A 25039-nucleotide genomic window follows, 5' to 3' on the forward strand; every position below is an offset into this window, starting at 1 on the left:
GACGCGTACGCCCCCGGCACCCGTCCGGGTGCCGGGGGCGTACGGACGTACCGTCAGCTCCAGGTCATCAGCCGCTTCGGGCGCTCCAGCACCGCGGCGATGTCCGCGAGCACCTTCGAGCCCAGCTCCCCGTCGACCAGCCGGTGATCGAAGGACAGCGCGAGCGTCGTCACGTACCGCGGCTTGACCTTGCCCTTGTGCACCCACGGCTGCTGCTTGATCGCGCCGAAGGCGAGGATCGCCGGCTCGCCGGGGTTGAGGATGGGGGTGCCGGTGTCGACGCCGAAGACGCCGACGTTGGTGATGGTCACCGAGCCGCCCTGCATCGCCTCGGGCGTCGTCTTCCCCTCGCGGGCGGTGCTCACGAGCCCGGCCAGCTCCGTGGCCAGCTCGGGGAGCGTCCTGGCGTGCGCGTCCTTGATGTTCGGCACGATCAGGCCGCGGGGGGTGGCGGCGGCGATGCCCAGGTTCACGTAGTGCCTGCGGACGATCTCCTGGCGGTCCTCGTCCCAGGCGGAGTTCACCTCGGGGTTGCGCCGGATCGCGAGGAGCAGCGCCTTCGCGACGAGGAGCAGCGGGTTGACCCGCAGCCCGGCGAGGTCGGGGTCCTCCTTGAGTTCGCGGACGAGCTTCATCGTGCGGGTGACGTCGACGGTGACGAACTCCGTGACGTGCGGCGCGGTGAAGGCGCTGGTGACCATCGCCTGTGCGGTGGCCTTGCGGACGCCCTTGATGGGGATCCGGGTCTCCCGGGCGGCGGTCTCCGCGGTCGCGGGGACGGGGGCGGGGGCGGGGGCGGGGGCCGGCGTGGGCCGCGGAGCCGGTTCCACGGGCTGCGCGGGCGCGGCCGGCGCCGGGGCCGCGGCGGCGTGGACGTCGTCGCGGGTGATGACGCCGCCGTCGCCGGTGGGCACGACGGCGGTCAGGTCGACGCCGAGGTCCTTGGCGAGCTTGCGTACCGGCGGCTTGGCGAGCACGCGGCCGCCTGCGGTGCCGCCTGCGGCGGGCGCGGCGGGTGCCGCGGCGGCGGCTGCGGCCGGAGCGCCGCCGGGTCCCGCGGGACCGCCGGGCGCCTGCGGCGCCGGCGGGGCCTGGGCCGGCGCGGCGGCGCCGTGGCCCGCCGGGACCGTGCCCGCCGGCGCCGTGCCCGCCGGGGCCGTGCCCGCCGGGGCCGTGCCCGCCGGGGCCGTGCCCGCCGGGGCCGTGCCCGCCGGGGCGCCGGGCGCCTGCGCCGCCGCCGGCGCCGTGCCGTTCAGTTCGCCCTGGATCGCCGCGGATGCCGCCGCTGCCTCAGCGCCCGCCTGCGGCTTGCGCGGCCGGCGCTTCGTCGAGCTCTGCGCCACGCCGTAGCCGACGAGCACCGGCTCCCGCTTGGCGCCGCCGGCGGCGGCGGTGTCCCCGGCCTCCGGTTCGGACGAGGTTCCGCCGGCGCCCGCCGCTCCGGCCGCAGGCCCGGCGCCCGGGGCGGCCGGAGGCTCCTCCGGTCCCGCCCCGCCGTCCGCGGGGACACCCGCGGCCCCGGCATCCGCGGCGCCCGGCTCCGGGTCGACGGCGATGATCGTCGTCCCGACGTCGACCGTGTCGCCCTCCGCGTACCGGATCTCCCGCACCACCCCGTCGAACGGAATGGGCAGCTCCACCGCCGCCTTGGCCGTCTCCACCTCGCAGACCACCATGCCGTCGTGCACGGCGTCGCCCGGCTGGACGTACCACTTGAGGATCTCCGCCTCCGTCAGGCCCTCGCCCACGTCGGGCAGCCGGAACTCGCGGAGGCCCGCTGTGTTGCTCATGGTCACGGACACGCTCCCTCTTCAGTACGCCAGCGCGCGGTCGACGGCATCGAGCACCCGGTCCAGGTTCGGGAGGTACTCCTCCTCCAGCCTCGCCGGCGGGTACGGCGCGTGGAAGCCGCCGACGCGCAGCACCGGGGCCTCCAGATGGTAGAAGCACCGCTCCGTGATGCGCGCGGCGATCTCCGCGCCGGAGCCGTAGAAGACCGGGGCCTCGTGCACGACGACCAGCCTGCCCGTCTTCTCCACCGACCGCTGCACGGTGTCGAAGTCGATCGGCGACATCGACCGCAGGTCCACGACCTCCAGCGACGTGCCCTCCTCGGCCGCCGCCGCGGCGACCTCCAGACACGTCTTCACCATCGGCCCGTACGCCGCGAGCGTGACGTCCGTGCCCTCCCGCGCGACCCGCGCCTCGTGCAGCGGGCCGGGGATCGCGGAGGTGTTGACCTCGCCCTTGTCCCAGTAGCGCCGCTTGGGCTCGAAGAAAATCACCGGGTCGTCGCTGTGGACGGCCTGCTGCAGCATCCAGTAGGCGTCCGCGGGCGTCGAGGGCGAGACGCACTTCAGCCCCGCCACGTGCGCGAACAGCGCCTCCGGCGACTCGCTGTGGTGCTCCACCGCGCCGATGCCGCCGCCGTACGGGATGCGGATGACGACCGGCAGCTTGACCGTGCCCAGCGCCCGCGCGTGCATCTTCGCGAGCTGCGTGACGATCTGGTCGTACGCGGGGAAGACGAACCCGTCGAACTGGATCTCCACCACCGGCCGGTAGCCGCGCAGCGCCAGCCCGATCGCGGTGCCGACGATGCCGGACTCGGCGAGCGGCGAGTCGATGACCCGCTCCTCGCCGAAGTCCTTCTGCAGCCCGTCGGTGACGCGGAAGACGCCGCCGAGCTTGCCGACGTCCTCGCCCATGACGAGGACCTTCGCGTCGTCCTCCATGGCCGTGCGCAGGGAGGCGTTGATCGCCTTGGCCAGCGCCATCTTCTCGATCGCCATGGTCAGTGCCCCTTCCCGGCGGCGGCGCCCGCCTCGTCGGCAACGTCCGCGTGGTCCGCGAAGGACGCCTGGTAGGCCGCGTACTGCGTGCGCTCCTCGTCGACGACCGCGTGCCCGTCGGCGTAGATGTTCTCGAAGATGGCCATCGGGTCCGGGTCCGCCATGGTCCGGATGGCCTCGCGCACCCGCCGGGCCAGCGCGTCGCTCTCCTCGTCGAGCGCGGCGAAGAACGCCTCGTCGGCGAGCTCCTCCCGCTCCAGCAGGATGCGCAGCCGCAGGAGGGGGTCCTTGGCCTCCCAGGCGGCGCGCTCGTCGTCGCGGCGGTAGCGGGTGGGGTCGTCGGAGGTGGTGTGGGCGCCCATGCGGTACGTGTACGCCTCGACCAGCATCGGGCCCTGGCCGGAGCGGGCGTGCTCCAGCGCCTTGCGGGTGACGGCGAGCACGGCGAGGACGTCGTTGCCGTCGACGCGGACGCCGGGGAAGCCGTAGCCGGCGGCGCGCTGGTAGAGCGGGACGCGGGACTGGCGCTCGGTGGGCTCGGAGATGGCCCACTGGTTGTTCTGGCAGAAGAAGACGACCGGGGCGTTGTAGACGGCGGCGAAGGTGAACGACTCGGCCACGTCGCCCTGGCTGGAGGCGCCGTCGCCGAAGTACGCCACGACGGCGGAGTCGGCGCCGTCCTTGGCGACGCCCATCGCGTAGCCGGTGGCGTGGAGCGCCTGGGAGCCGATGACGATCGTGTAGAGGTGGAAGTTGTTGCCGTTCGGGTCCCAGCCGCCGTTGTTCACGCCGCGGAACATGCCGAGCAGCAGCGTCGGGTCCACGCCGCGGCACCAGGCGACGCCGTGCTCGCGGTAGGTGGGGAAGACGTAGTCGTCCTCGCGGGTCGCCCGGCCGGAGCCGACCTGGGCGGCCTCCTGGCCCAGCAGCGAGGGCCACAGGCCCAGCTCGCCCTGGCGCTGGAGGGTGACGGCCTCGGCGTCGAAGCGGCGGGTGAGGACCATGTCGCGGTAGAGGCCGCGGAGCTCCTCGGGGGTGGGGTCGACGGCGTAGTCGGGGTGCTCGACGCGCTCGCCCTCGGGGGTGAGGAGCTGCACCAGCCCGGTGTCGTCGGCGGCGGGCATCGCCGTGGCCGAAGCCGTGGGGTGGGCGGCCGTCGCCCGGGCCGCCGTCTTCGCCGGGGCCCCGCCGGGGGCCTTCTTGGCGGTCTTCCGCGCGGGGGCCTTCTTCGCGGGGGCCTTCTTGGCCGCCGGCTTCGCGGTCTTCTTGGCGGCGGCCTTCTTCGCGGGCGGCTTCCCGCTCGCGGGTGCCGCTGCCTTCTTCGCGGCCGCGCTCGCGCCTCCGCCGTCGCTCCCGCTGGTGCGCTTGCTGCTGCGGCGCGGTTCGCGCGCGGCAGTGCTCTCGGTCACGGTCTCTCCTGACGTCTCTCCGGCCCCCGGGATCGCCGGTGGCCTTCGGGTCCCCCGCGGCAGCGGAGGGCGGCTCACCCGGTTCCCAGGTGCACGGGGTGGGTGCACCAAGGGGGGTCGGGTGTGACAGGCGCCCGGCAATCCTTCCCACTGGCAGGCACGTTACACAGTGGTCCGCTGCTTCGCGATCCGTCCTGACCTGCGGTTTTGCTTTGATTTCCTAGTAATGCAGGGCCGGGCGCGCCGTCGTCGGCAGCAGGTCCACTGGTCACAGCCTCGCAGGCTGCCGGGACACTGGCACGTTATCCCGGCGGCCGTGAGCGCGGGAAGACCCGGTATGTGAGACTGGGGCCGTGGGCATAGACGGAAAAATCACCGTATTCCTACTCGATGACCACGAAGTGGTGCGTCGGGGAGTGCACGAGATGCTTCAGGCCGAGCCGGACATCGACGTCGTCGGCGAGGCCGGCACGGCGGCCGACGCGCTGGTCCGCATCCCGGCGGTGCGGCCGGACGTGGCGGTGCTCGACGTCCGGCTGCCGGACGGCAGCGGGGTGGAGGTGTGCCGGGACATCCGGTCCCGGGACGAGAGCATCAAGTGCTTGATGCTCACGTCGTTCTCCGACGACGAGGCGCTGTTCGACGCGATCATGGCCGGGGCCTCGGGATACGTCCTGAAGGCCATCCGGGGCAACGAGCTGCTGACGGCCGTACGGGACGTGGCGGCGGGAAAGTCGCTGCTGGACCCGGTGGCGACGGCGCGGGTGCTGGAGCGGCTGCGCGACGGGGGACGCGGGCGGGACGACGAGCGGCTGGCCGGGCTGACGGACCAGGAGCGCAGGATTCTCGACCTGATCGGCGAGGGGCTGACGAACCGGGCGATCGGGGAGCGGCTGCACCTGGCAGAGAAGACGATCAAGAACTATGTGTCGAGCCTGCTGTCGAAGCTGGGCATGGAGCGCAGGTCGCAGGCGGCGGCGTACGTGGCGCGCAGGCAGGCCGAGCAGCAGGGCGGCGGCGAGCGGGAGGGGTAGACGGAACAGGCGGGACACCGGGCCGCCGCCCGGGGGCAGGACCGCCGCCCGGGACCGGGCCCCACCCGGAGCCGGGAACGCCGCTCGGGGCGCCCCGGCGCGGGCGGGAGCGGCCCCGGGGCCGGGGTCAGCCGTCGGTGCCGGCGCCGCCGTTCGCCACGTTGCCGTCGACGGTCTCGCCTCCGGCGCCGCCGCCGGCGGGGTCGCCCGTCGTCTCGCCGGTCGTGTCGGTGCCGTCGATGTCGCCGCCCTCGGCGTCCCCGGTGGTCTCGCCCGTCTCGCCGCCGCCGACGTCGCCGCCGTCGCTGGTGCCGCCGCTGTCCTCGCCCGTCGTACCGCCGCCGACATCGCCCGGCTCGGACGGCGAGCCCGTGGGGCTTGAGGAGTCGGTCGGCAGGTCCGTCGGCGAGTTGGTCGGCGGCGGTTCCTCGGTGTCCTCGTACGTGGGCTCGTCGTCCTCGTACGTCGGCTCTTCCTCCGTCGGCGGCGGCTCCTCCTCCTCCGTCTCCTTGTCCTTCGTGGGAGACGGCTTCTCCGACGACGACGACGGCGGCACCTTCTTCGGGTTCTCCTCCTCGCCGCCGCTCATCGCGAACGCCACGCCCAGCACTATCGCGATCAGCGCCAGCGCGGCCACCGCCCACACCTTCCCGCGCCCGCGACCGCCCTGCCGCGGCCCCGGGTCGAACCCGCCGTCGTCCGGCCCGCCGGCCCGGAGCAGCGGCTGCTGCGGGGTGTCGCCGCCCGCCGAGGCCAGCGCGGCGGTGGCCGCGGTGGCGCCCACGGCCGGGGTGCCCATCGGGGGCGTACCGCCGACGGAGACCGCGCCGGTGTCCCACGTGCCCGTGTGCGGGCCGACGTCGCGCAGCATGCGCAGCGCGTACTGCAACAGGCCGAGCATCTCGTCGGCGGTCTGGAAGCGGTCCTCCGGCTCCTTGGCCAGCGACCGCATGACCAGGCCGTCCAGCTCCGGCGGCGCGTCCGCGCTGATCCGGGACGGCGGCACGGCGTTGTCCTGGGCGTGCTGGTAGACGACGGACAGCGGGGTCTCACCGACGAACGGCGGCCGGCCGGTCAGCAGCTCGTACAGCAGGCAGCCGACGGCGTAGAGGTCGGAGCGGGTGTCGACGGCGCGGCCGAGCGCCTGCTCGGGGGAGAGGTACTGCGGGGTGCCCATGACCATGCCGGTCTGGGTCATGGTGGAGGCCGCGCCGTGCAGCGCGCGGGCGATGCCGAAGTCCATCACCTTCACCGCGCCGGTGGTGGTGATGATGACGTTCGCGGGCTTGATGTCGCGGTGGACGATGCTGTGCTGGTGGCTGTACGCCAGCGCCTCCAGCACCCCCGAGATGATCAGGAGCGCCTGGTCGGGCGGCGGGATCTCGGCGCCGGTCAGCAGCTCCTTGATCGTCCGGCCCTCGACCAGCTCCATGACGATGTACGGCACGGTGCCGCCGGCGACCTGGTCCTCGCCCGAGTCGTACACGGCGACGACCGCGTGGTGGTTCAGGCCCGCGACCGACTGCGCCTCGCGCGTGAAGCGGGCCTTGGAGACCGGGTCCTCGGCGAGGTCGCTGCGCAGCAGCTTGACCGCCACCTCGCGGCCGAGGCGCACGTCCTCCGCGGCGAAGACCTCGGCCATGCCGCCGCGGCCGAGGCGGCGGGTGAGGCGGTAGCGGCCGTCTCCGACGAGCCCGCCCACGCCCCAGTTCTCCGGCGAGTCGGCCATACCGCCGCGGCCCGGCCCCTTCGCCGACGGCTCCTCGGGGGGCTCCGTCTGTGACATCAGTTCCTCGCCGTGGTTCGGTCTCGTCGTCGGTTCGTCGTCGTCTGCACCGGCGTCCGCGTCGTTGTCTTCGCATCCATCCGGTAGGGGCACGCTACCTCGTGCCTCCGACTCACCGGGTCCGCTGAACGGAACATGCAACCGGGTCGGGGGGTTCGTACGCAAATCCCGGGCGGGGGGCGTGCGAGAGGGGCGCAGGCGGGGGCGCATGGCGCCGGTGGGAGTGAGCTTGGGCATACCGCGGCGGGTAAAGGGGGTGCAAAGGGACGCGGCAAGGGGGCAGGTGGTCACGGAACGGGCAAGCCGCTTGACCTCTCCTCTACCTGAGGCAGACTTTCAGCATCAAGTCGGCACCCGGGGGAGAATTCAGCATGACCGAGCACGGCGGCGGCCAGGACGACTACGCCGGTCGATCCGTGGGGGGCGGCCGCTACCGGCTCCTCGACCTGCTGGGCACCGGCGGCATGGCCTCCGTCCACCTCGCCCACGACACCGTGCTGGACCGCCAGGTCGCGGTGAAGACCCTGCACACCGAACTCGGCCGCGAGGACTCCTTCCGCGAGCGCTTCCGCCGCGAGGCCCAGGCCGTCGCCCGGCTGTCCCACCCGAACGTCGTCTCCGTCTTCGACACCGGCGAGGACCGCCTCGCCGGCGCCCCCGGCGAGGCCGGCGGGCCCGTGCCGTACATCGTCATGGAGTACGTCGAGGGCCGCCCGCTGCGCTCGGTGCTCGACGAGGACGTGGCGCGGTTCGGCGCGATACCGACGGAGAAGGCGCTGCGGATCACCGCCGACGTGCTGGCCGCGCTCGACGCCAGTCACGAGATGGGGCTCGTCCACCGCGACATCAAGCCCGGGAACGTCATGATGACGCGCCGCGAGCAGGTCAAGGTGATGGACTTCGGCATCGCGCGCGCCGTGCAGTCCGGCGTCACGTCGATGACGCAGACGGGCATGGTCGTCGGCACCCCGCAGTACCTCTCCCCCGAGCAGGCGCTGGGCCGCGGCGTCGACGCCCGCTCCGACCTGTACTCGGTGGGCGTGCTGCTCTTCGAGCTGCTGACCGGGCGGCTGCCGTTCGACGCGGACTCGCCGCTGGCGATCGCGTACGCGCACGTGCAGGAGCAGCCGCCGGCGCCGTCCGCCATCAACATGACGATCCCGCCGGTGGTCGACGCGCTGGTGGCGCGGGCGCTGGCGAAGAACCCGAACGACCGGTTCGGCAGCGCCGAGGAGATGCGCGAGGAGGTGCGCCGGGCGGGCGGGATGACGCCGCCCGGCGCGATGCCGTCCGTCGTCGGCGGCGACCACGCGCGCGACTCGGGCGCGGGCGTCGGCTCGGCGGTGTTCCCGCCGGTCAACCCGTACCAGTCGCAGCCCCCGGCCGGGGGCGCCGCGACCCCGTACCAGCCGATGCAGCAGGGCGGCTTCGGCCCGGCGCAGCCGGGGGCGGGGACGGGGGCACCGATGGGGCCCGGGGTGCCGGGGCAGCCTCAGCACGGCGGGTTCTCCACGCCCCCGCCGTACACGATCAGCCCCGCGCCGCACGGCGGCGTCCCCCACGCCGGACCGGGCGGCGGCGGGGGCGGCACCGGGGGCGGAGGCAACCGGAACCAGGCCGTCATCGCGCTGACGGCCGTCGTCGCCGTCGTGGCGGTGGCCGCGGTCATCCTCGTCATCGCGCTCAGCGGCGGCGACGACGGCGGCCAGCCCCAGGCCAAGCAGAGCACCCCGACGCAACAGAAGGACCCCACCACCGAACCGGGCGCGGACAGCGGCGGAAGCGACGGCGGCCAAGGCGACGACTTCATCCCGCCGGACCGCTCCCGCACCATCGACAAGACCCGCTGCACGGACCCGCTGACCGACCCCCAGAACGAGAACCTGGTCCGCGTCCCGGACTTCACCTTCAAGGACTACCAGTCGGTGCGCGAGTGCCTGCGCGCGGCGCAGTGGTCGTACGAGGTGGACGAGGAGCCCGACGAGCTGTGGGGCAAGGACACGGTGCTGGAGCAGAACTTCGACAACTTCGACGACTACTTCGACCCGTCGAAGGACAAGATCGAGCTGGTCATCGCGTCGGGGCACCCGGAGTAAGGCGGTCCGGAGCAGCCCGCCCGGAGGGCAGCGGGCCGGAGCAGGGCGGCGGGCCGGCTCCGTACGGGCGGACCGCGCGGGGGCGCATTGCGCGGGGCGCGTATCCGGTACGGAACCGGCCCGGGTGGGACAGGTGACTACCCGATCGGACGGTCGATCGCTCAGAGGTACGGGCCGCCGGTACGGCCCTGCTCCGGACCGGCCTCGCCCTGCTCGTCGCCGCCGAGGCCGCCGGGCGGCAGCGCCCGGCGCATCTGCTCCAGCTGCGCCCGCGCCGCCATCTGCTGCGCGAACAGCGTGGTCTGGATGCCGTGGAACAGCCCTTCGAGCCAGCCGACCAACTGCGCCTGCGCGATGCGCAGCTCCGCCTCGGTCGGCACGGTCTCGTCGGTGAACGGCAGCGTCAGCCGGTCCAGCTCGTCGATCAGGTCGGGCGCGAGACCGTCCTCCAGCTCCTTCACCGAGCTGGCGTGGATCTCCCTCAGCCGGGCGCGACTCGCCTCGTCGAGGGGCGCGGCCCGTACCTCCTCCAGCAACTGCTTGATCATGCTGCCGATGCGCATGACCTTCGCAGGCTGCTCGACCTTGTCCGTCAGCGGGATCTCGCGGGCCTCCTCGTCCGCGCCGCCGTCGGCCGACGCGACTGTCCCGCGTGCCATGCCGTCGGGTCCGACCACCACCACCTGGGGGGTCTCCGGCGGACGCTCGTTGCTCGGAGTATTCATGCGCCCATTGTCGCGCACGGGTCCGGGGGCGGGACGCCCGGGATCTTGAGCGGTGGGGAGAGGGCGGGGAGGAGGTGCGGAGGGGTCGGGTCGGACGGCTGCTTCAGGGGTCACTCCGGGTGCTGCCCCGAGGGCGGAGGTCCAGCATGCAGAAGACCTTGTCGTAGCGGCGCTCCCCGACGGCGACGAACCCGGGGAGACGGCCGTACTCGGTGAAGCCGAGCGAGCGGTAGAGGCGGAGGGCGGCGGCGTTGTCGCCGCGGGCGTCGAGGGTGAGGACCTCGATGCCCGCCGCCCGCGCGTCGGCGACCAGCGCGGCCGTCAGCGCCCGGCCGACCCCGCGGCCGTGCGCGGCGGCGGCCACCGCGAGCTTCTCCAGGTCCGCGTGGGGGCGGTGGGTCGGGCGGGCGTAGCGGAGCCAGTAGCCGAGGCCGACGAGCCGGTCGTCGAGGTACGCGGCCCGCAGGGCGGCGTCGCCGGCGCGGGCGGCGGCGAGCACGTCGTCGAGGAGCGCGGCCACGTCCGCGGGGGTCGGCGGGTCGACCCAGCCCAGCGCGGCGCCGTCGCGGACGAGCGCGGCGAGGAGGCGGTGGGCGGCGGCGGGAAAGCCGGCGGCGAGGCGGGGCGCGGCGGCGAGGGCGGGGGCGTCGAGGACGGCGGGGGTTTCGGTGGGGGCAGGCGGGGGTGTGGCCGGGTCCATTCGCGCAGGGTAGCGGGGCGGTGCGGGGTCAGGTGCGGGCCGGGGGCGGCGGCGGCCGGGGCGCGGGGCGGGCGGGGCGCTGCGGGTGGGTCAGTGGCGGCGGAGGCGTAGGGCGATGTATGCCAGGCCCAGGCCGGTGAGGGCCATGCCGGCGCCTAGGGGCAGGACGCGGTCCGCCGCGCCGGGGGTGTGCCGCGAGGCGCGGTCCGTGGCGGCGCCGGCCTGGGCGTCCGGGACGAAGGTGAGGCTCTGCGCGGGGTCCGGGGTGTGGTCGGTGCCGGGTACGGGGGCGTTGCTGCTGCGGTACGGGCCGGGGGCGCGGTCGCCGGGGTGCGGGTGGTCGTTGCGGTGGGGGGACGCGGTGCCGGGGTGGCGGTCGGCGTCACGGTGCTTCCCGTGGGGGGTCGGGGTGGCGGCGGGGGAACGGTCGGAGCCGGGTGGGCGGGGGCGGCGGGGTGGTCGGGGTGGGCGGAGTGGTCCGGGTGGTCCGGGCGGGGGCTTCGGGCGGTGTCGGGGGGCCGGGGCGGGGGTGCGGCCGGGGTCGGGGGTTGGGGGCGGGGCGGGGTGGGGGGTGCGGGGCGGTCGGCGCGGGGTGGGCCGGGGGCGGGTGCGCCTCGTCCGCCGGGCGCGCCGGGTGCGGTGGCGTGGGGCGGTGGCGTGGGGCGCTCGGGGCGGGGCGGGGCGGGGTGCGGACCGCCGGGGTGGCGGCGGCCCTCACCGGCGCCGCTGCCGGCGAGGCCGCCCGGGGGGCGGCGGCGGTCGGCGTCGCCGTCGGCGTCGTGGGCGAGGTCGCGGGCCCGGGCGCTGCCGACCGCGGCGGCCGGGGGCCGGTCGGCGACGTCGCCGGGGCGGTCGTCTGCGGCGCCGGGGCCGCCGTCCGCGGCGGCGGTGTATCCGGCCGGGGTCACGCGGTGGCCCGCCGCGTCTCCGGGACGCCCGCCTGTGCCGGCGGGGCCACCGACCGCGGCGTCACGGCCACCGGCCCCGGCGCCGGGGCGGCCGTCCGCGTAGCTCGCCGTGGCGACGCGGTGTCCGGCCGCGTCGCCGGGGCGCGGGCCGTCACCGGGAACGCCGACCGCCGCGCCACGGCCACCCGTCGCGGCACCGCGATGCGCACCGGTCTCCGCGCCGGGGATGTGCGCCGCGGCGCCCTGTCCGTACACCGGCGTTCCGCGCTTCCCGTACGTCGCCGCCCCCACGGCCCCGTACGCCGCCGCCTCCTCCTGCGACACCGGCAGCGCCTGCCCCACGACCACCGCCAGCACCCCGGCCGCGAGGCGCAGGCGACGTGCGAGAGCAGCCACGGCGAGGGCCCTTCCGTGCGGGCAGTGCTGACGTGACCACAGTCACATACATCACCAGACCGGACATTCGGGACTACGCCGACCGGTGCCCCGCGCCCCCGCGGCGCCTCGCCTCACGTCGTCAGCAGCAGCTTCCCCACGTGCGCACTCGACTCCATCACCCGGTGCGCCTCCGCCGCCTTCCGGACCGGCAGCGTCCGGTCCACGATCGGCCGCACCCGGTCCGCCTCCACCAGCGGCCACACGTGCTCCCGCACCGCCGCCACGATCGCCGCCTTCTCGCCCGGCGGGCGCCCCCGCAGCGACGTCGCCGTGATCGCCCCGCGCTTCGCCAGCAGCGCGCCGAGGTTCAACTCCCCCTTCACGCCGCCCTGGAGCCCGATCACCGCGATCCGGCCGTTGACCGCCAGCGCCTTCACGTTCTGCGCGAGGTACTGCGCCCCGACGATGTCCAGGATCACGTCCGCGCCCGCGCCCCCGGTGGCCGCCCGCACCTCCTTGACGAAGTCCTGCTCCCGGTAGTTGATCAGCACGTCGGCGCCCAGCTCGCGGCAGTACTCCAGCTTCTCCACGCTGCCCGCCGTCACCGCCACCCGGGCGCCGATCGCCTTGGCCAGCTGCACCGCCATCGTGCCGATGCCGCTGCCGCCGCCGTGGACGAGCAGCGTCTCGCCGGGGCGCAGGTGGGCGATCATGAAGACGTTCGACCAGACCGTGCACGCCACTTCGGGCAGCGCGGCGGCGGTCACGACGTCGTGTCCGCGCGGTACGGGCAGCAGTTGCCCGGCCGGCACCGCGACCCGCTCCGCGTACCCGCCGCCGGCCAGCAGGGCGCACACCTCGTCGCCGACCTGCCGGCCCGCCACCCCCGCGCCGAGCGCGGCGATGCGGCCCGCGCACTCCAGTCCGGGGTACGGGGACGCGCCGGCGGGCGGTTCGTAGAACCCCTGGCGCTGGAGCACGTCCGCGCGGTTGACGCCCGCGGCGGCGACGTCGACCAGCACTTCGCCTTCCGCCGGCACCGGGTCGGGAACCTCGGCCCAGACGAGCGAATCGGGGCCGCCGGGCTCTGAGATGGTGATCGCATGCATGCCCCGGACGGTACCCGTCTTTTCCGCCGTTGCACCGCGCGGCCGGCGTACGCCACCCGGCCCCGGCCGCGGCTTGTTGACCGTCCGCCCGGGCATCCGCGGGGAGGTGCCGTGCGGCGGCGGCCGGCGAGCCGGTGGCCCTCGCCGGGTGGCAGCACCGGCGACGCCCCCGTACGCTCCTACTCCGCGTCGCGCCCGCCGCCCCGGTCGTCCTCCCCCGGGCCGCGGTCGTCGTTGCGGTTCCGGCCGCGCGGACGGTCCGTACCGCCGCCCGGCTCGTCGTAGCCCCCGAAGCCGCGCGCGTCCCTGGCGCCCCGGTGGTCGCCGATGTCGTCGTAGTCCCGGTTGCTGCGCTCCCGGCGGCCGCCGAGGTCCCAGCCACCCTCGCGGGTGACTATGCGGTCCTTCTCCGGGGTCTTCGCCGGCCCGGCCGCCCGGCTGATGGTGATCAGCCGGTCCGTCATCTCCAGCCGGCCGACGTCCTGGTCGTCGTACGCCATCAGCCGGTGCCCGCGCTTGACCGCCACCACCAGGTCCTCCGTCTCGCGCGGCAGCAGCCCGGCCTCCGCCTTGGTCGCCGGGCGCTCGGTGAGGTCGAGGCCCGAGCCCTGCACGATCAGGTCCTCCAGCACCGTGCCGGCGCTGGGGCTCAGCACCGACAGGCCGAGCAGCCGGCCGGCGGCGCTGGAGCTGGTGATCACGGCGTCCGCGCCGGACTGGCGCAGCAGCGGCGCGTTCTCCTCCTCGCGCACGGCCGTCACGATCTTCGCCCGCGGGTTCAGCTGCCGGACCGTCAGCGTCACCAGCACCGCCGTGTCGTCGCGCTGCGGCGTGATGACGAACTGCGCCGCCCGCTGTCCTTCGGCGCGCAGCAGCACGGTGGAGCGCGTCGCGTCGCCGACGACGCCGACGTAGCCGTCGGCGTTCGCCGCCTCGACGACCTTGCTGCTCGGGTCGATGATCACGACCTGGCCCTTCTCCAGCCCCTTGGCGCGCAGTGTCTGGAGCGCCGAGCGGCCCTTCGTGCCGTAGCCGACGATGACGGTGTGATCGCGCAACGCGGACCTCCAGCGATCGAGCCGCCACTGGTGGCGGGTGCGTTCGGTGAGCACCTCAAGGGTGGTGCCGACGAGGATGATCAGGAAGAGCACGCGCAGCGGGGTCACCACCAGCACGGTGGTGAGCCGGGTGCCGTGGGAGACGGGGACGATGTCGCCGTAGCCGGTGGTGGAGAGGGAGACGGTGGCGTAGTACGCGGCGTCCAGCAGGCCGACCTCGCCGTCGGCGTTGTCGCTGTAGCCGTCGCGGCCGAGGTAGACGATGAAGACGGCGAGCGCGAGGACGAAGAGCGCGGCGAGGATGCGGCCGCCGACCTGGCGCAGCGGGGCGCGGGGGCGGCGGGGCAGGGCGACGTGGTGCGCCAGGTGGTCGGGGTATCTCACGCGGGGCCTGCCGGGGCGGCGAGGGATCCGGGGGTTCCGGGGGCGGCGGTCCAGGGGAGGCGGAGGAACCGTACGGGGACGCCGGCGCGGGCGCCGCCGGGCGGGACGACCGCGAGGGCGTCGGCGGCGGCGAGGCCGCGGAGCATGGCGGGGCCGGTGAAGTGGAGGGGGCGGGCGGAGGGGTACGCCGCGGGCTGCCCGGGGGGCTGCGCCGCGCGGGTGCGGCTGGGGGCGGCGTGCTGCCCGGGGGCCTGTGCCGCGGCCGCGTGTCCTCCCCCCGCCTCCACTGCCACCGGCACCAGCCGGGTGTCGGTGGGGTGTCCCTTCGCGTCCGCGGCGAGCACCGCCTCCGGCGGCTCCGGCACGGGCGCGCCGCCGAGCACCCGCACCAGGGGCTCGGCGAGCGTCAGCAGCCCGGAGACCGCCGCCAGCGGGTTGCCGGGCAGCCCGACGACGTGGGCGCCGGTCGGCAGCACGGCGAGCAGCATCGGGTGGCCGGGGCGTACCGCGACGCCGTCGACGAGCAGGTCGGCCTTGAGGCGGCGCAGGGTGCCGTGGACGTGGTCGACGGGGCCCGCGGCGGTGCCGCCGGTGGTCACGACGACGTCCGCGGTGGACGTGGCGACGGCCTCGTACAGCGCCTCCGCGTCGTCCCCGAGGCGCCGCGTGACGAACGGCTCGGCGCCGCACGCCCGCAGCCACGGCTCCAGCATCGGGCCGAGCGCGTCCCGGATCCGGCCCTCCCGGGGCAGCCCGCGGTGCAGCAGCTCGGCACCGAGCACGAGCACCTCGACGCGGGGCCGGCGGACGACGCGCAGGTCGTCGTGGCCGGCGGCGGCGGCGAGCCCGAGGACGGCCGGGGTGACGCGCTCGCCGGCGGGCAGCAGTTCGACGCCGGCGCGGCACTCCTGGCCGCGGGGGCGGATGTCCTGGCCGGTGCGGACGTCGTGGGCGGTACGGGCGCCGGGGGCGCCGGGGGTGCCGGGGGTGCGGGGGGCGGCGGTGGCGAGGAGGGTGCCGTCGTCGCGGAGTTCGGCGTGCTCGGAGCGGAGGACGCCGGTGGCGCCGGGCGGGACGCGGGCGCCGGTGGCGATGCGTACGGCGTGGCCGTCGGGCAGCGGGGGGTGGGCGTCGTGGCCGGCGAGGATGCCGTGGCCGGCGGCGTCGAGCCGCCAGGGGCCGGGGCCGGCGACGGCGTAGCCGTCCATGGCGGAGGTGTCGAAGGGCGGCAGGTCGGCGAGGGCCGCGAGCGGTTCCGCGAGCACCTGCCCGTACGCGGCCGCCACCGGCACGGCGACGGCGGGCAGCCGCCGCCCGGCCCGTACGGCGACGCGGCGGGCGGCGTCCCAGGAGAGCCCGCGGGGATCGCGGGAGTCGCGGGGCGGGCGGCGGGCGGAGGTACGCCCGTCGAGCCCGAGCGCCACGTCCAGCGGGTCGCCGTCGCCACGCCGCCCTTCGGGGGCGCGGCGGGAGGCCGTAGGTGCCGCCGAGGGGTCAGGCCGCTCCACGGGGCGGCGGTGTGCCCCGTCGCGCACCTCGCGGGCGGCGTCGCGGTCCGCGCCTGGCCGCGGCCCGCTACCGCGGCGTGGCGGCACCGACGCATCCGGGGCCGCGCCAGTGCCGTCCTGGTCCGTCAGCGCCAGGGCGTCGCCGGACCCGTCCGTCGACGGCGCTCCCGCCGCGCCGGCGTTTCCCCGCCGCGGTGCCGCCGGCGGGGGCGGGTCGGCGAGGGTGAAGGCGTCGCCGTAGGTGGCGGCCAGGTCGCGGGGTTCGTTGGCCAGCGCCAGCGCGTCCGCGAACTCGTCGCCGCGCGCCCCGGCTTCGCCGTCGCCGCCGCGCCGGGCGCCGTCCTCCGCGCCGCCCGTTCCGCGGGCGCGCCGCTCCCCCCGCCGACCCGGTGTCATGGCTGCGGCCGGCCCTCCCCGGCCGTCTCTTCCGCCCACCGCTCGGTCAGCGCCGTGACCTTGCGCGCCGCCTCCGCGACCGCCTCCGGGCCGCCGCCGGCCCGCCCCGCCGCGTAGCCGACGAGGAACGTGGTCAACGGCGCCGCGGGGCGCGCCACCCCGTGCGCGGCGTCGCGCGCGAGGTCGAGCAGCACACGGGTGTCGACCTCGGTGTCGAGGCCGAGTTCTTCCTTGACCGCTGCCAGCCATTCATCCAGCACGTGCCCATGCTCCCTGATCCGGTCCCTGGCCGTGGCCAGATCCTCCCAGGTGTCGCAGTCGAACGTCTCACCGGCGCCCGGCCGTACGAGCCGCAGCTCCGCCGTGAGCAGCCGCAGCGGCAGCCCGGCGAGCCCGCCGGGACCGCCGTACTCCACGGCCAGCAGCGCCGTGCCGCGCCGCAGCGACTCGCCCCGGTAGGCCGCGACCAGCGGCTGGTCGCGGCCGGTGCCGTCCACGAACATCGCCCCGTCCACGTCGTCGCCGGCCGCCGCGAGGGCGCCGAGGAGGGTGCGTACGGCGGCGGCGTCCAGGAACGGCAGGTCCCCGGAGAGCAGCACGACGGTGTCGGCCGAGGTCAGCGGCAGCGCGGCGGCCAGCGCGGCGACGGGGCCGCCGCCGGGCGGCGCCTCGCGGGTCCACGTCACCGGGTGGACCGTGGGGCGCCGCGGCCCCACGACGACGGTCCGCCCGGCGCCGCGGCACGCGCGCAGCACCCGGTCCAGCAGGGTCCGCCCGCCGACGCGCAGGGCGGTCTTGTCCACCCCGCCGAGCCGCTGCGAGGCGCCCCCGGCGAGCACGACGGCGTCGTACGCCCCGGGCGCCTCCGCGCCGGGGTGCGCCCCGGGTCCCGTGCCGCCGGACTCCTCCATGGCACGGGACCCTACCGGCTCCTCCCCGCTCCGCTAGAGCGCCCTGAGCAGCACCGCCGGGTGCTCGACGCAGTCGGCCACGTACCGCAGGAAGCCGCCCGCCGTGCCGCCGTCGCACACCCGGTGGTCGAAGGTGAACGACAGCTGCACCACCTGGCGGACCGCCAGCTCGCCGCCGTGCACCCACGGCTTCTCCGCTATCCGCCCCACGCCGAGCATGCCCGCCTCGGGGTGGTTGAGGATCGGCGTGGAGCCGTCGACGCCGAAGACGCCGTAGTTGTTCAGCGTGAACGTGCCGCCCGTCAGCTCCGCGGGCGTCAGCGTGCCGGCCCGCGCCGCCTCCGTCAGCCGCGCCATCTCCGCGGCGAGCCGCTCGGCGCTGAGCGCGTGCGCGTCGCGGACGACCGGGACGACCAGCCCGCGGTCCGTCTGCGCGGCGAAGCCGAGGTGCACGGCGGGCAGCCGGACTATCTCCCGGTCCCGCACCGTCGCGTTCAGCTCGGGGAAGCGGGCGAGCGCGGCGGTGCAGACGCGGGCGAGCAGCGCGAGCAGGGACACCGGCGGACGGTCGCCCGCGGCGGCGTTCATGGACCGCCGGGCCGCCAGCAGCTCCGTCGCGTCGGCGTCGACCCAGCAGGTGACGTCGGGGATCTCGCGCCGGCTGCGGGACAGCTTGTCGGCGATGGCGCCGCGCACCCCGCGCAGCGGCACCCGCTCGGCCCCGGCCGGTACGGGTCCGGCCACGGCGCCCGCGGGTACGCCGGGGGCGGCGGCCGCGCCGGCGGCGGCGGTACGTCCCGCGGCCCCGGCCCGTATCGCCGCTTCGACGTCGGCGCGCAGGATCAGCCCGCGCGGCCCGCTGCCGGCGACCGCGCGCAGGTCGACCCCGGACTCCCGGGCGATCCGCCGCACCAGCGGCGAGATGACCGCCACCGGCCCGTCCGCCGCGCGCTCCGGGGCGGCCGCGCCCGGCGCCGCCGGCCCGTCCGCGCCGGTACGAACCGGACCGCCGTCGGCCGCCGCGCGCCCGGCGCCGGCGTCCGGCCTCCGCACACCGTCCACGCCGGTGCCCGCCGGGCCCTCGCCGGGCCCGCCCGGCACCCGGGCCCGGCCGCGGCCGCGGCCCGCCGGGCCGCGCCTCCGCCGCCGCGTGCCCGCGGCACTCGTGCCGTAGCCGACGAGGACGTTGCCGGAGCCGCCCGTCTCCTCACCGGCGAACTCCGCCGCGTCCCGCGCCTCGGCCACGGCGCCGCCGGCCGCACCGCCCACGGCGCCGCCCACGGCACCGTCCACCGCGACCGTGACCAGCACCGAACCCACCGGCACCTCCGTGCCCGGCTCGCCGTGGCGGGCGGTGACCACGCCGGCGTACGGACACGGCACCTCGACCATCGCCTTGGCCGTCTCCACCTCCACCACCGGCTGATCGACGGCGATGACGTCGCCGACGTCCACCAGCCAGCCGACGATCTCGGCCTCCGTCAGGCCCTCCCCGAGGTCGGGCAGCGCGAACTCGCGCACCTCCGGCATCAGCCGCCCTCCGTCCACTCGGCCTCCCACTGCAGCCGCGAGACCGCGTCCAGCACGCGGTCCACGCCCGGCAGGTGGTGCTTCTCCAGCATCGGCGGCGGATACGGGATGTCGAGGCCGGCGACGCGCAGCACCGGCGCCTCCAGGTAGTGAAAGCAGCGCTCGCCGATACGGGCCGCTATCTCGCCGCCCGGGCCGGCGAAGCCGGGTGCCTCGTGGACGACGACGGCCCGGCCCGTGCGCCGTACGGACGCGACGACCGTCTCCTCGTCGAACGGCACCAGGGAGCGCAGGTCGACGACTTCGAGGTCCCAGCCCTCCTCCCGCGCGGCCTCCGCGGCCTCCAGGCAGACCGGCACGGACGGGCCGTACGTGACGAGCGTCGCCGTCGTGCCGGGCCGGCGCACCACCGCGCGGCCGATGCCCGGCACCTGCTCGGGCCGCTCCGGGTCCCAGCCGGCCTTTGACCAGTACAGCCGCTTGGGCTCCATGAAGACCACGGGGTCGTCGGAGGCGATGGCCGCGCGCAGCAGCCCGTAGGCGTCGGCGACGGTGCCGGGAGTGAGCACGTGCAGCCCGGGGGTGGCCATGTAGTACGCCTCGGAGGAGTCGCCGTGGTGCTCGACGCCGCCGATGCCGCCGCCGTACGGGACGCGGATGGTCAGCGGCAGCGGGGTGGCGCCCCGGGTGCGGTTGCGCATGCGGGAGACGTGGCTGACGAGCTGCTCGAACGCGGGGTAGCCGAAGGCGTCGAACTGCATCTCCACCACGGGCCGCAGCCCGTACATCGCCATCCCCACGGCGGTGCCGAGGATGCCGGCCTCGGCCAGCGGGGTGTCCGCGCAGCGGTCCTCGCCGAACTCCTCGGCCAGGCCCTGGGTGATGCGGAAGACGCCGCCGAGCTGTCCCACGTCCTCGCCCATGACGTGAACGGCGGGGTCGGCGGTCATGGCGTCGCGCAGCGCGCGCGTGAGGGCCTGCGCCATGGTGGCGGGCTTGGCCCCGGCCGCGGTGCCGGCGACGGCGGTCGTGGTCATCGGCCCTCCTCCCCGGCCCGCTGCCGCGCCGTCCGCCCCGGAGCCGGCCCGGCCTCCGGGCCGGCCTCCGGGCCGTCCTCCGCGCCGTCCTCCAGCTCGGCCGCAAGCTCGGCGCGCAGCAGGCTCTCCTGGGCGCGGAGCTGCTGCGTCGGCTCGGCGTAGACGTGGGTGAAGAGGTCCACCGGGTCCAGCTCGGCGTCCTCGTGCAGCCGCTCGCGCATGCCCGCGGCCAGCTCCTCCGCCGCCGCGCGGGCCGCGGCCACATCCGCCTCGTCGAGGAGCCCGCGGCCGGTCAGCTCGCGCTCCAGCAGCGCGACGGGGTCGTGGTCGCGCCAGGGCTCGATCTCGCCCTCCGGCCGGTACCGGGTGGCGTCGTCGGCGTTGGTGTGGGCGTCCATGCGGTACGTGACGGCCTCGACGAGCGTCGGGCCGCCGCCGCCCCGGGCGCGCTCGACGGCCTCGGTGAGGACCTCGTACGCGGCCACCACGTCGTTGCCGTCGACGAGGCGGCCCGGCATCCCGTACCCCACCGCCTTGTGGGCGAGGGAGGGGGCGGCGGTCTGCTTGGCGAGGGGGACGGAGATGGCGTAGCCGTTGTTCTGCACGAGGAAGACCACGGGGGCCCGCCAGACGGCGGCGAAGTTCAGCGCCTCGTGGAAGTCGCCCTCGCTGGTGCCGCCGTCGCCGACCAGGGCGAGGGCGACGACGTCGTCGCCCTTGAGCTGGGCGGCGCGGGCGACGCCGACGGCGTGCGGGAGCTGGGTGGCGAGCGGGGTGCACAGAGGCGCGATGCGGTGCTCCGCGGGGTCGTAGCCGGTGTGCCAGTCGCCCCGGAGGAGGGTGAGGGCCGCCACCGGGTCGACGCCGCGGGCGACGACGGCGAGCGTGTCCCGGTAGCTGGGGAAGAGCCAGTCCTGCGGGCGCAGGGCGCGGGCGGCGGCGACCTGGCAGGCCTCCTGGCCGGTGGTGGACGGGTAGACGGCGAGGCGGCCCTGCTTGGTCAGGGTCGTCGCCTGTTCGTTGTACCGCCGGCCGGTGACCAGGGCGCGGTACAGCTCGCGCAGGAGTCCGGCGTCGGCTTCCTCCACGGCCCCGCGGGCCGTGTCCCCGGCCGCGGAGGCGCCGAGCACGCGGTACGGCTCGGGGTCCGGCAGCAGGGGCGCCGCGTCGGTGCGCGGCTGCCAGGCCGGCGGGGGCGCGGGGTGGTAGGCGCGGCCGGACTGCTCCAGAACCGTCATGACGTCCACCTCCTTGTGGGCGTGGTTGAGACCTCGTGTGCTCCCTACCGATTGTTCGGTTGACGGCACAATTTGGCTACAGGGAACCCCGGCCTGTGGACAAACGGTTCTCCACAGCTTCCAATACCGGCAGGGCGTCCAGCCAGGGGAGGCGGTAAGGCATGGCGGAAGAACAGTTGGCCAACGACACCCCCGACCTGCCCGCCCCCGCCCCCGCGGCGCCCGCGCCGCGGCCCCCGGCCCGCCCCCTCGACGCCGTCGACCGCGAGATCATCGGCATCCTGCGCGCCGACGGCCGCGCCTCCGTGCGCTCCGTGGCCGAGCGGGTCCACGTCTCCCGCGCCAACGCCTACGCCCGCATCAACCGCCTCATCGACGACGGCGTGATACGCGGCTTCGCCGCCCGCATCGACCAGGAGCGGGCGGGGCAGGGGACGTCCGCGTACATCACGCTGAAGATCGTGCAGAACACCTGGCGCACCGCGCGCCGGCAGCTCGAACGGCTGCCGGGCGCGGCGCACATCGCGCTGGTGGGCGGGGATTTCGACGTGCTGCTGCTGGTGCACACGGAGGACAACCGGGCGCTGCGGGACCTGGTGCTGACCCGGATCCAGGCGATCCCGGAGGTGCTCTCGACGCGCACGCTGCTGGTCTTCGAGGAGACGGACGTGCAGAACGACCTGCCGGGCTGAGGGGTACGGGGCCGGGGCCCCGGCCCCGTCAGGTCCGCAGCCCCGCGAAGGCCAGCGCCACCACCGCCGCCGCGACCTCGTCGTCGTCGTGGGCGGTGCCCGCGCGGGGGCGGTACCACTCCGCGATCGAGTTGATCATCCCGAAGAGCAGCCGCGTGGCCAGCCGGACGTCCACGTCCGCCCGCAGGTCGCCGTCCGCCGCCGCCTCCTTGAGCAGCGCCGCCACCCGGGCGTCGAACTCGCGCCGGCGCTCCATGGCCCAGCGCTCCGTCTCGGTGTTGCCGCGCACCCGCAGCAGCAGCGTGACGTACGGCAGCTCCGCCATCAGCACCCGCGTCGTGCCCCGGGCGACGGCCTCCAGCCGGTCCACGGCCCGGCCGGTGCGCGCGGGGGGCTCGTCGAGGACGCCGAAGAGGCCGTCGAGGGCGCGGCTGACCGCGCGGTGCAGCAGCTCCTCCTTGCCCCTGACGTGGTGGTATATCGAGGACTTGGAGATGCCCGCGGCGCGGGAGAGGTGTTCCATCGACGTGCCGTCGTACCCCCGCTCCAGAAAGACCTCGACGGCCACGGCGAGGAGCGTCTCGGGGGTGTACGTGTCCCGTTTCGCACCGCTCTGCGCGCCTGTCCGCCTGCTCTCGGCCACTTATCCACAGCCTCTCTTGTCCCGACCGATCATTCGGTTACTCTATCCGCGAAGCCCGATGTCCGCCCAGCTCGACGAGGAGTTGGTTTTGCATGACCGCCCCGGCCGACCCCGCAGCCGCCGGCGCCGCCGCGCCCGGCACCCTGACGCCCGACGCGCTCGCCGAGAAGCACCGCCCGACCCTCGACCAGGCGCTGGACGCGATCCGCACCCGCGCCTTCTGGTCGCCGCACCCCGAGCACCCCAAGGCGTACGGCGAGAGCGCCCCGGCGGACGGGCAGGCGGCCTTCGAGGCGCTGCGCGGCACCCGCCTGGACCTCGGCCAGCCCGGCACGGACGGCTGGGCCGGGGACGAGGTCTCGCCGTTCGGGGTGGAGCTGGGGATCACGTATCCGCACGCCGACCCGGACGTGCTGCTGCCCGCGATGCGGGCCGCGACGGGGGCGTGGCGGCAGGCCGGGCCCGAGCTGCGCGCGCTGGTCTGCCTGGAGATCCTGGCCCGGATCAGCGCCCGCACCCACGAGTTCGCGCACGCGGTGATGCACACGTCCGGCCAGGCCTTCATGATGGCCTTCCAGGCCGGCGGGCCGCACGCGCAGGACCGCGGCATGGAGGCCGTCGCGTACGCCTACGCGGAACAGAGCCGCACACCGCTGGTCGCCGAGTGGTCCAAGCCGCAGGGCAGGCGGGACCCGCTGGAGCTGCGCAAGACGTTCACGGCCGTGCCGCGCGGCGTCGCGCTGCTCGTCGGGTGCAACACGTTCCCGACCTGGAACGGCTACCCGGGCCTGTTCGCCTCCCTGGCCACCGGGAACGCGGTGCTGGTCAAGCCCCACCCGCGCGCCGTGCTGCCGCTGGCCCTCACGGTGCAGGCGGCCCGCGAGGTGCTGACGGAGGCCGGGTTCGACGCGAACCTGGTGTGCCTGACCGCCGAGCGGGACGGCGAGGGCGTCGCGAAGACGCTGGCGCTGCGCCCGGAGGTCCGGATCGTGGACTACACCGGCTCGTCCGCCTTCGGCGAGTGGCTGGAGGCCAACGCCCGCCAGGCCCAGGTCTACACGGAGAAGGCCGGCGTCAACACGGTCGTGGTCGACTCCACCGACGACTACCGCGGAATGCTCGCCAACCTCGCGTTCTCCCTCTCGCTGTACAGCGGCCAGATGTGCACCACCCCGCAGAACCTGCTGATCCCCCGGGAGGGCATCGACACCGACCAGGGCCACAAGTCGTACGACGACGTGGTCGCCGGCCTCGCCGCCGCGGTCGACAAGCTCCTCGGCGACGACGAGCGGGCCGCCGCGCTGCTCGGCGCGATCGTCAACCCGGGCGTGCGGGAGCGGTTGGAGGCCGCCGCCGGGCTCGGCGAGGTCGCCCTGGCGACGCGGACGGTGGTCCACCCGGAGTTCCCCGGCGCGACGGTGCGTACGCCGGTGATCGTCAAGCTGGACGGCGCGAAGCCGGAGGCCGAGGCGGCGTATCTGGAGGAGTGCTTCGGCCCGGTGTCGTTCGCCGTCGCGGTCGACTCCACCGGAGCCGCGGTGGAGCTGCTGCGGCGCACGATCCGCGAGAAGGGCGCCATGACGGTCGGGGCGTACACGACCTCGGCGGAGGTGGAGCGGCTGATAGAGGAGGCGTGCCTGACGGAGCCGGCGCAGCTGTCCTTCAACCTCACCGGCGGGGTCTACGTGAACCAGACCGCGGCCTTCTCCGACTTCCACGGCTCCGGCGGCAACCCCGCGGCGAACGCGGCGCTGACGGACGGGGCCTTCGTGGCCAACCGGTTCCGGATGGTGGAGGTGCGGCGCCCGGGGTAGCGCCGAGCGGCGCGGGCCTCGCCGGACGCCGCCGGGCCCGTTCAGCGGGCTCCGGGGGCGGCCGGGCCGCTGTCCCCGGACCGGTCCGCGTCCCGGGACCAGTGGTAGAGGGCCATGGCGACGCTGGTGGCGAGGTTGTAGCTGGAGACCTGCGGGCGCATCGGCAGCGAGACGAGCCGGTCCGCGCGCGTGCGCAGGTCCGCGGAGATGCCGTGCCGCTCGGAGCCGAAGGCGAGGAGCGCGTCGTCGGGCAGCCGCAGGGTGCGCAGGTCCGCGCCGGCGGGGTCGAGGGCGTAGAGCGGGCCGGGCGCGGCGGCGGGCAGCTCGTCGACCGGCAGGCGCGCGACGGCGGTGGCGTAGTGCAGCCCGGCGGCGCCGCGGACGGCGTTGGGGTGCCAGGGGTCGGTGTCGCCGGTGGTGACGACGCCGGTGACACCCACGCCGGCGGCGAGGCGGACGACGGCGCCGACGTTGCCGAGGTTGCGGGGGCGGTCGAGGACGACGACCGGCGCGGTGCGCGGCGCGCGCAGCGCGGCGAGGACCGCCGCGGGGTCGGGCCGGCCGGCGAGGGCGGCGACGCCGGTGGGGTGGCGCCGGGGCACCAGCTCGCGCAGCTCCCGGTCGGGCACCTCGACCAGGAGGCCGTCGAGGCGGCCGCGGAGGTCGGGCGCCAGGTCGTCGGCGAGGGCGAGCGCGTCGGCGCGGGAGGCGGTGACGGCGATCCGCACGCGGGCACCGAAGCGCAGGGCGTGCTTGAGGGCGTGAAAGCCGTCGAGCAGCACGACCCCGTCGTCGGCGGCGGCCGCGCGCCACCGTCGTAGGACGTCGCCGTTCATGCGCCGAGCGTACGCGTGCGCCCCCGGCGGAGGCCCGGCCGGGGTCGGGCCCCGC

18 protein-coding genes and 1 pseudogene are annotated in these 25039 nt (G+C 76.0%); 4 read left to right on the top strand and 15 right to left on the bottom strand.

Annotation, left to right across the window (positions count from 1 at the left end):
* Positions 1-53: 53 nt before the first annotated feature.
* The 3 genes from ACHZ99_RS15820 to pdhA (ACHZ99_RS15830) are packed head-to-tail and all read right to left on the bottom strand — an operon-like array spanning position 54 to position 4201.
* A complete protein-coding gene (locus ACHZ99_RS15820) occupies positions 54-1790 on the bottom strand; it encodes a dihydrolipoamide acetyltransferase family protein (protein ID WP_420305240.1) in 1737 nt (578 codons plus the stop codon).
* A 21-nt stretch (positions 1791-1811) separates the two neighbouring features.
* Positions 1812-2792, bottom strand: coding sequence for an alpha-ketoacid dehydrogenase subunit beta (locus ACHZ99_RS15825; protein ID WP_420305241.1), 981 nt, complete (start codon positions 2790-2792; stop codon positions 1812-1814).
* 2 nt (positions 2793-2794) lie between these two features.
* Positions 2795-4201, bottom strand: coding sequence for a pyruvate dehydrogenase (acetyl-transferring) E1 component subunit alpha (gene pdhA / locus ACHZ99_RS15830; RefSeq protein ID WP_420305242.1), 1407 nt, complete (start codon positions 4199-4201; stop codon positions 2795-2797).
* A gap of 353 nt (positions 4202-4554) precedes the next feature.
* Between pdhA (ACHZ99_RS15830) and ACHZ99_RS15835 the strand changes: the two genes are divergently transcribed.
* Positions 4555-5235: a response regulator gene (locus ACHZ99_RS15835; RefSeq protein WP_420305243.1), complete on the top strand. Its 681-nt coding sequence runs from the start codon at positions 4555-4557 to the stop codon at positions 5233-5235.
* A gap of 127 nt (positions 5236-5362) precedes the next feature.
* Here ACHZ99_RS15835 and ACHZ99_RS15840 read toward each other — a convergent pair whose 3' ends face one another.
* The gene (locus tag ACHZ99_RS15840) at positions 5363-7021 is read right to left on the bottom strand and encodes a protein kinase domain-containing protein (RefSeq protein WP_420305245.1); all 1659 of its coding nucleotides are present in this window, start codon (positions 7019-7021) and stop codon (positions 5363-5365) included.
* A gap of 371 nt (positions 7022-7392) precedes the next feature.
* Here ACHZ99_RS15840 and ACHZ99_RS15845 point away from each other — a divergent pair, with 371 nt between their 5' ends.
* Positions 7393-9117 (top strand): protein kinase domain-containing protein, encoded by a 1725-nt coding sequence (locus tag ACHZ99_RS15845; RefSeq protein WP_420305246.1) that lies wholly within the window; start codon positions 7393-7395, stop codon positions 9115-9117.
* A gap of 161 nt (positions 9118-9278) precedes the next feature.
* Here the strand turns inward: ACHZ99_RS15845 and ACHZ99_RS15850 are convergent, their stop codons facing one another.
* From ACHZ99_RS15850 to pdhA (ACHZ99_RS15890), 9 genes and pseudogenes are all read right to left on the bottom strand, one after another.
* A complete protein-coding gene (locus tag ACHZ99_RS15850; RefSeq protein WP_420305247.1) occupies positions 9279-9842 on the bottom strand; it encodes a bacterial proteasome activator family protein in 564 nt (187 codons plus the stop codon).
* 103 nt (positions 9843-9945) lie between these two features.
* Positions 9946-10542 (bottom strand): GNAT family N-acetyltransferase, encoded by a 597-nt coding sequence (locus ACHZ99_RS15855; RefSeq protein ID WP_420305248.1) that lies wholly within the window; start codon positions 10540-10542, stop codon positions 9946-9948.
* Between the two features lie 1417 nt (positions 10543-11959).
* Positions 11960-12937: an NAD(P)H-quinone oxidoreductase gene (locus ACHZ99_RS15860; protein ID WP_420305249.1), complete on the bottom strand. Its 978-nt coding sequence runs from the start codon at positions 12935-12937 to the stop codon at positions 11960-11962.
* 413 nt (positions 12938-13350) lie between these two features.
* Positions 13351-14379: pseudogene (locus ACHZ99_RS15865) on the bottom strand (potassium channel family protein); the annotation flags it as partial.
* Entirely contained in the window at positions 14376-16283 is a 1908-nt protein-coding gene (locus ACHZ99_RS15870; RefSeq protein ID WP_420305250.1) for a molybdopterin molybdotransferase MoeA, read from the bottom strand. The pseudogene ACHZ99_RS15865 and the gene ACHZ99_RS15870, both read right to left, overlap by 4 nt.
* Positions 16280-17194, bottom strand: coding sequence for a DUF6457 domain-containing protein (locus tag ACHZ99_RS15875; RefSeq protein ID WP_420305251.1), 915 nt, complete (start codon positions 17192-17194; stop codon positions 16280-16282). Before ACHZ99_RS15875 ends, ACHZ99_RS15870 begins: the two co-directional genes overlap by 4 nt.
* Positions 17195-17227: 33 nt before the next feature.
* Positions 17228-18724 carry a dihydrolipoamide acetyltransferase family protein gene (locus ACHZ99_RS15880; protein ID WP_420305252.1) on the bottom strand — a complete coding sequence of 499 codons (1497 nt, stop codon included), beginning with the start codon at positions 18722-18724 and terminating at the stop codon, positions 17228-17230.
* The gene (locus tag ACHZ99_RS15885; RefSeq protein ID WP_420305253.1) at positions 18724-19761 is read right to left on the bottom strand and encodes an alpha-ketoacid dehydrogenase subunit beta; all 1038 of its coding nucleotides are present in this window, start codon (positions 19759-19761) and stop codon (positions 18724-18726) included. Before ACHZ99_RS15885 ends, ACHZ99_RS15880 begins: the two co-directional genes overlap by 1 nt.
* A complete protein-coding gene (pdhA, locus tag ACHZ99_RS15890) occupies positions 19758-20999 on the bottom strand; it encodes a pyruvate dehydrogenase (acetyl-transferring) E1 component subunit alpha (protein ID WP_420305254.1) in 1242 nt (413 codons plus the stop codon). The genes ACHZ99_RS15885 and pdhA (ACHZ99_RS15890) overlap by 4 nt, the downstream gene beginning before the upstream one ends.
* A 161-nt stretch (positions 21000-21160) precedes the next feature.
* Here pdhA (ACHZ99_RS15890) and ACHZ99_RS15895 point away from each other — a divergent pair, with 161 nt between their 5' ends.
* Complete coding sequence (locus ACHZ99_RS15895) at positions 21161-21691, top strand: Lrp/AsnC family transcriptional regulator (RefSeq protein WP_420305255.1); 531 nt, start codon at positions 21161-21163, stop codon at positions 21689-21691.
* Between the two features lie 28 nt (positions 21692-21719).
* Here ACHZ99_RS15895 and ACHZ99_RS15900 read toward each other — a convergent pair whose 3' ends face one another.
* Positions 21720-22334 carry a TetR/AcrR family transcriptional regulator gene (locus tag ACHZ99_RS15900; protein ID WP_420305256.1) on the bottom strand — a complete coding sequence of 205 codons (615 nt, stop codon included), beginning with the start codon at positions 22332-22334 and terminating at the stop codon, positions 21720-21722.
* 92 nt (positions 22335-22426) lie between these two features.
* On the opposite strand from ACHZ99_RS15900, the gene paaN reads away from it, so the two are divergent.
* Positions 22427-24148 carry a phenylacetic acid degradation protein PaaN gene (paaN, locus tag ACHZ99_RS15905; RefSeq protein ID WP_420305257.1) on the top strand — a complete coding sequence of 574 codons (1722 nt, stop codon included), beginning with the start codon at positions 22427-22429 and terminating at the stop codon, positions 24146-24148.
* A gap of 41 nt (positions 24149-24189) precedes the next feature.
* Here paaN and ACHZ99_RS15910 read toward each other — a convergent pair whose 3' ends face one another.
* Positions 24190-24984 (bottom strand): TrmH family RNA methyltransferase, encoded by a 795-nt coding sequence (locus tag ACHZ99_RS15910; protein ID WP_420305258.1) that lies wholly within the window; start codon positions 24982-24984, stop codon positions 24190-24192.
* Positions 24985-25039: the final 55 nt, after the last annotated feature.

The organism is Streptomyces sp. MAR4 CNX-425, assembly GCF_048656465.1.
In the GTDB taxonomy this organism is placed as follows: domain Bacteria; phylum Actinomycetota; class Actinomycetes; order Streptomycetales; family Streptomycetaceae; genus Streptomyces.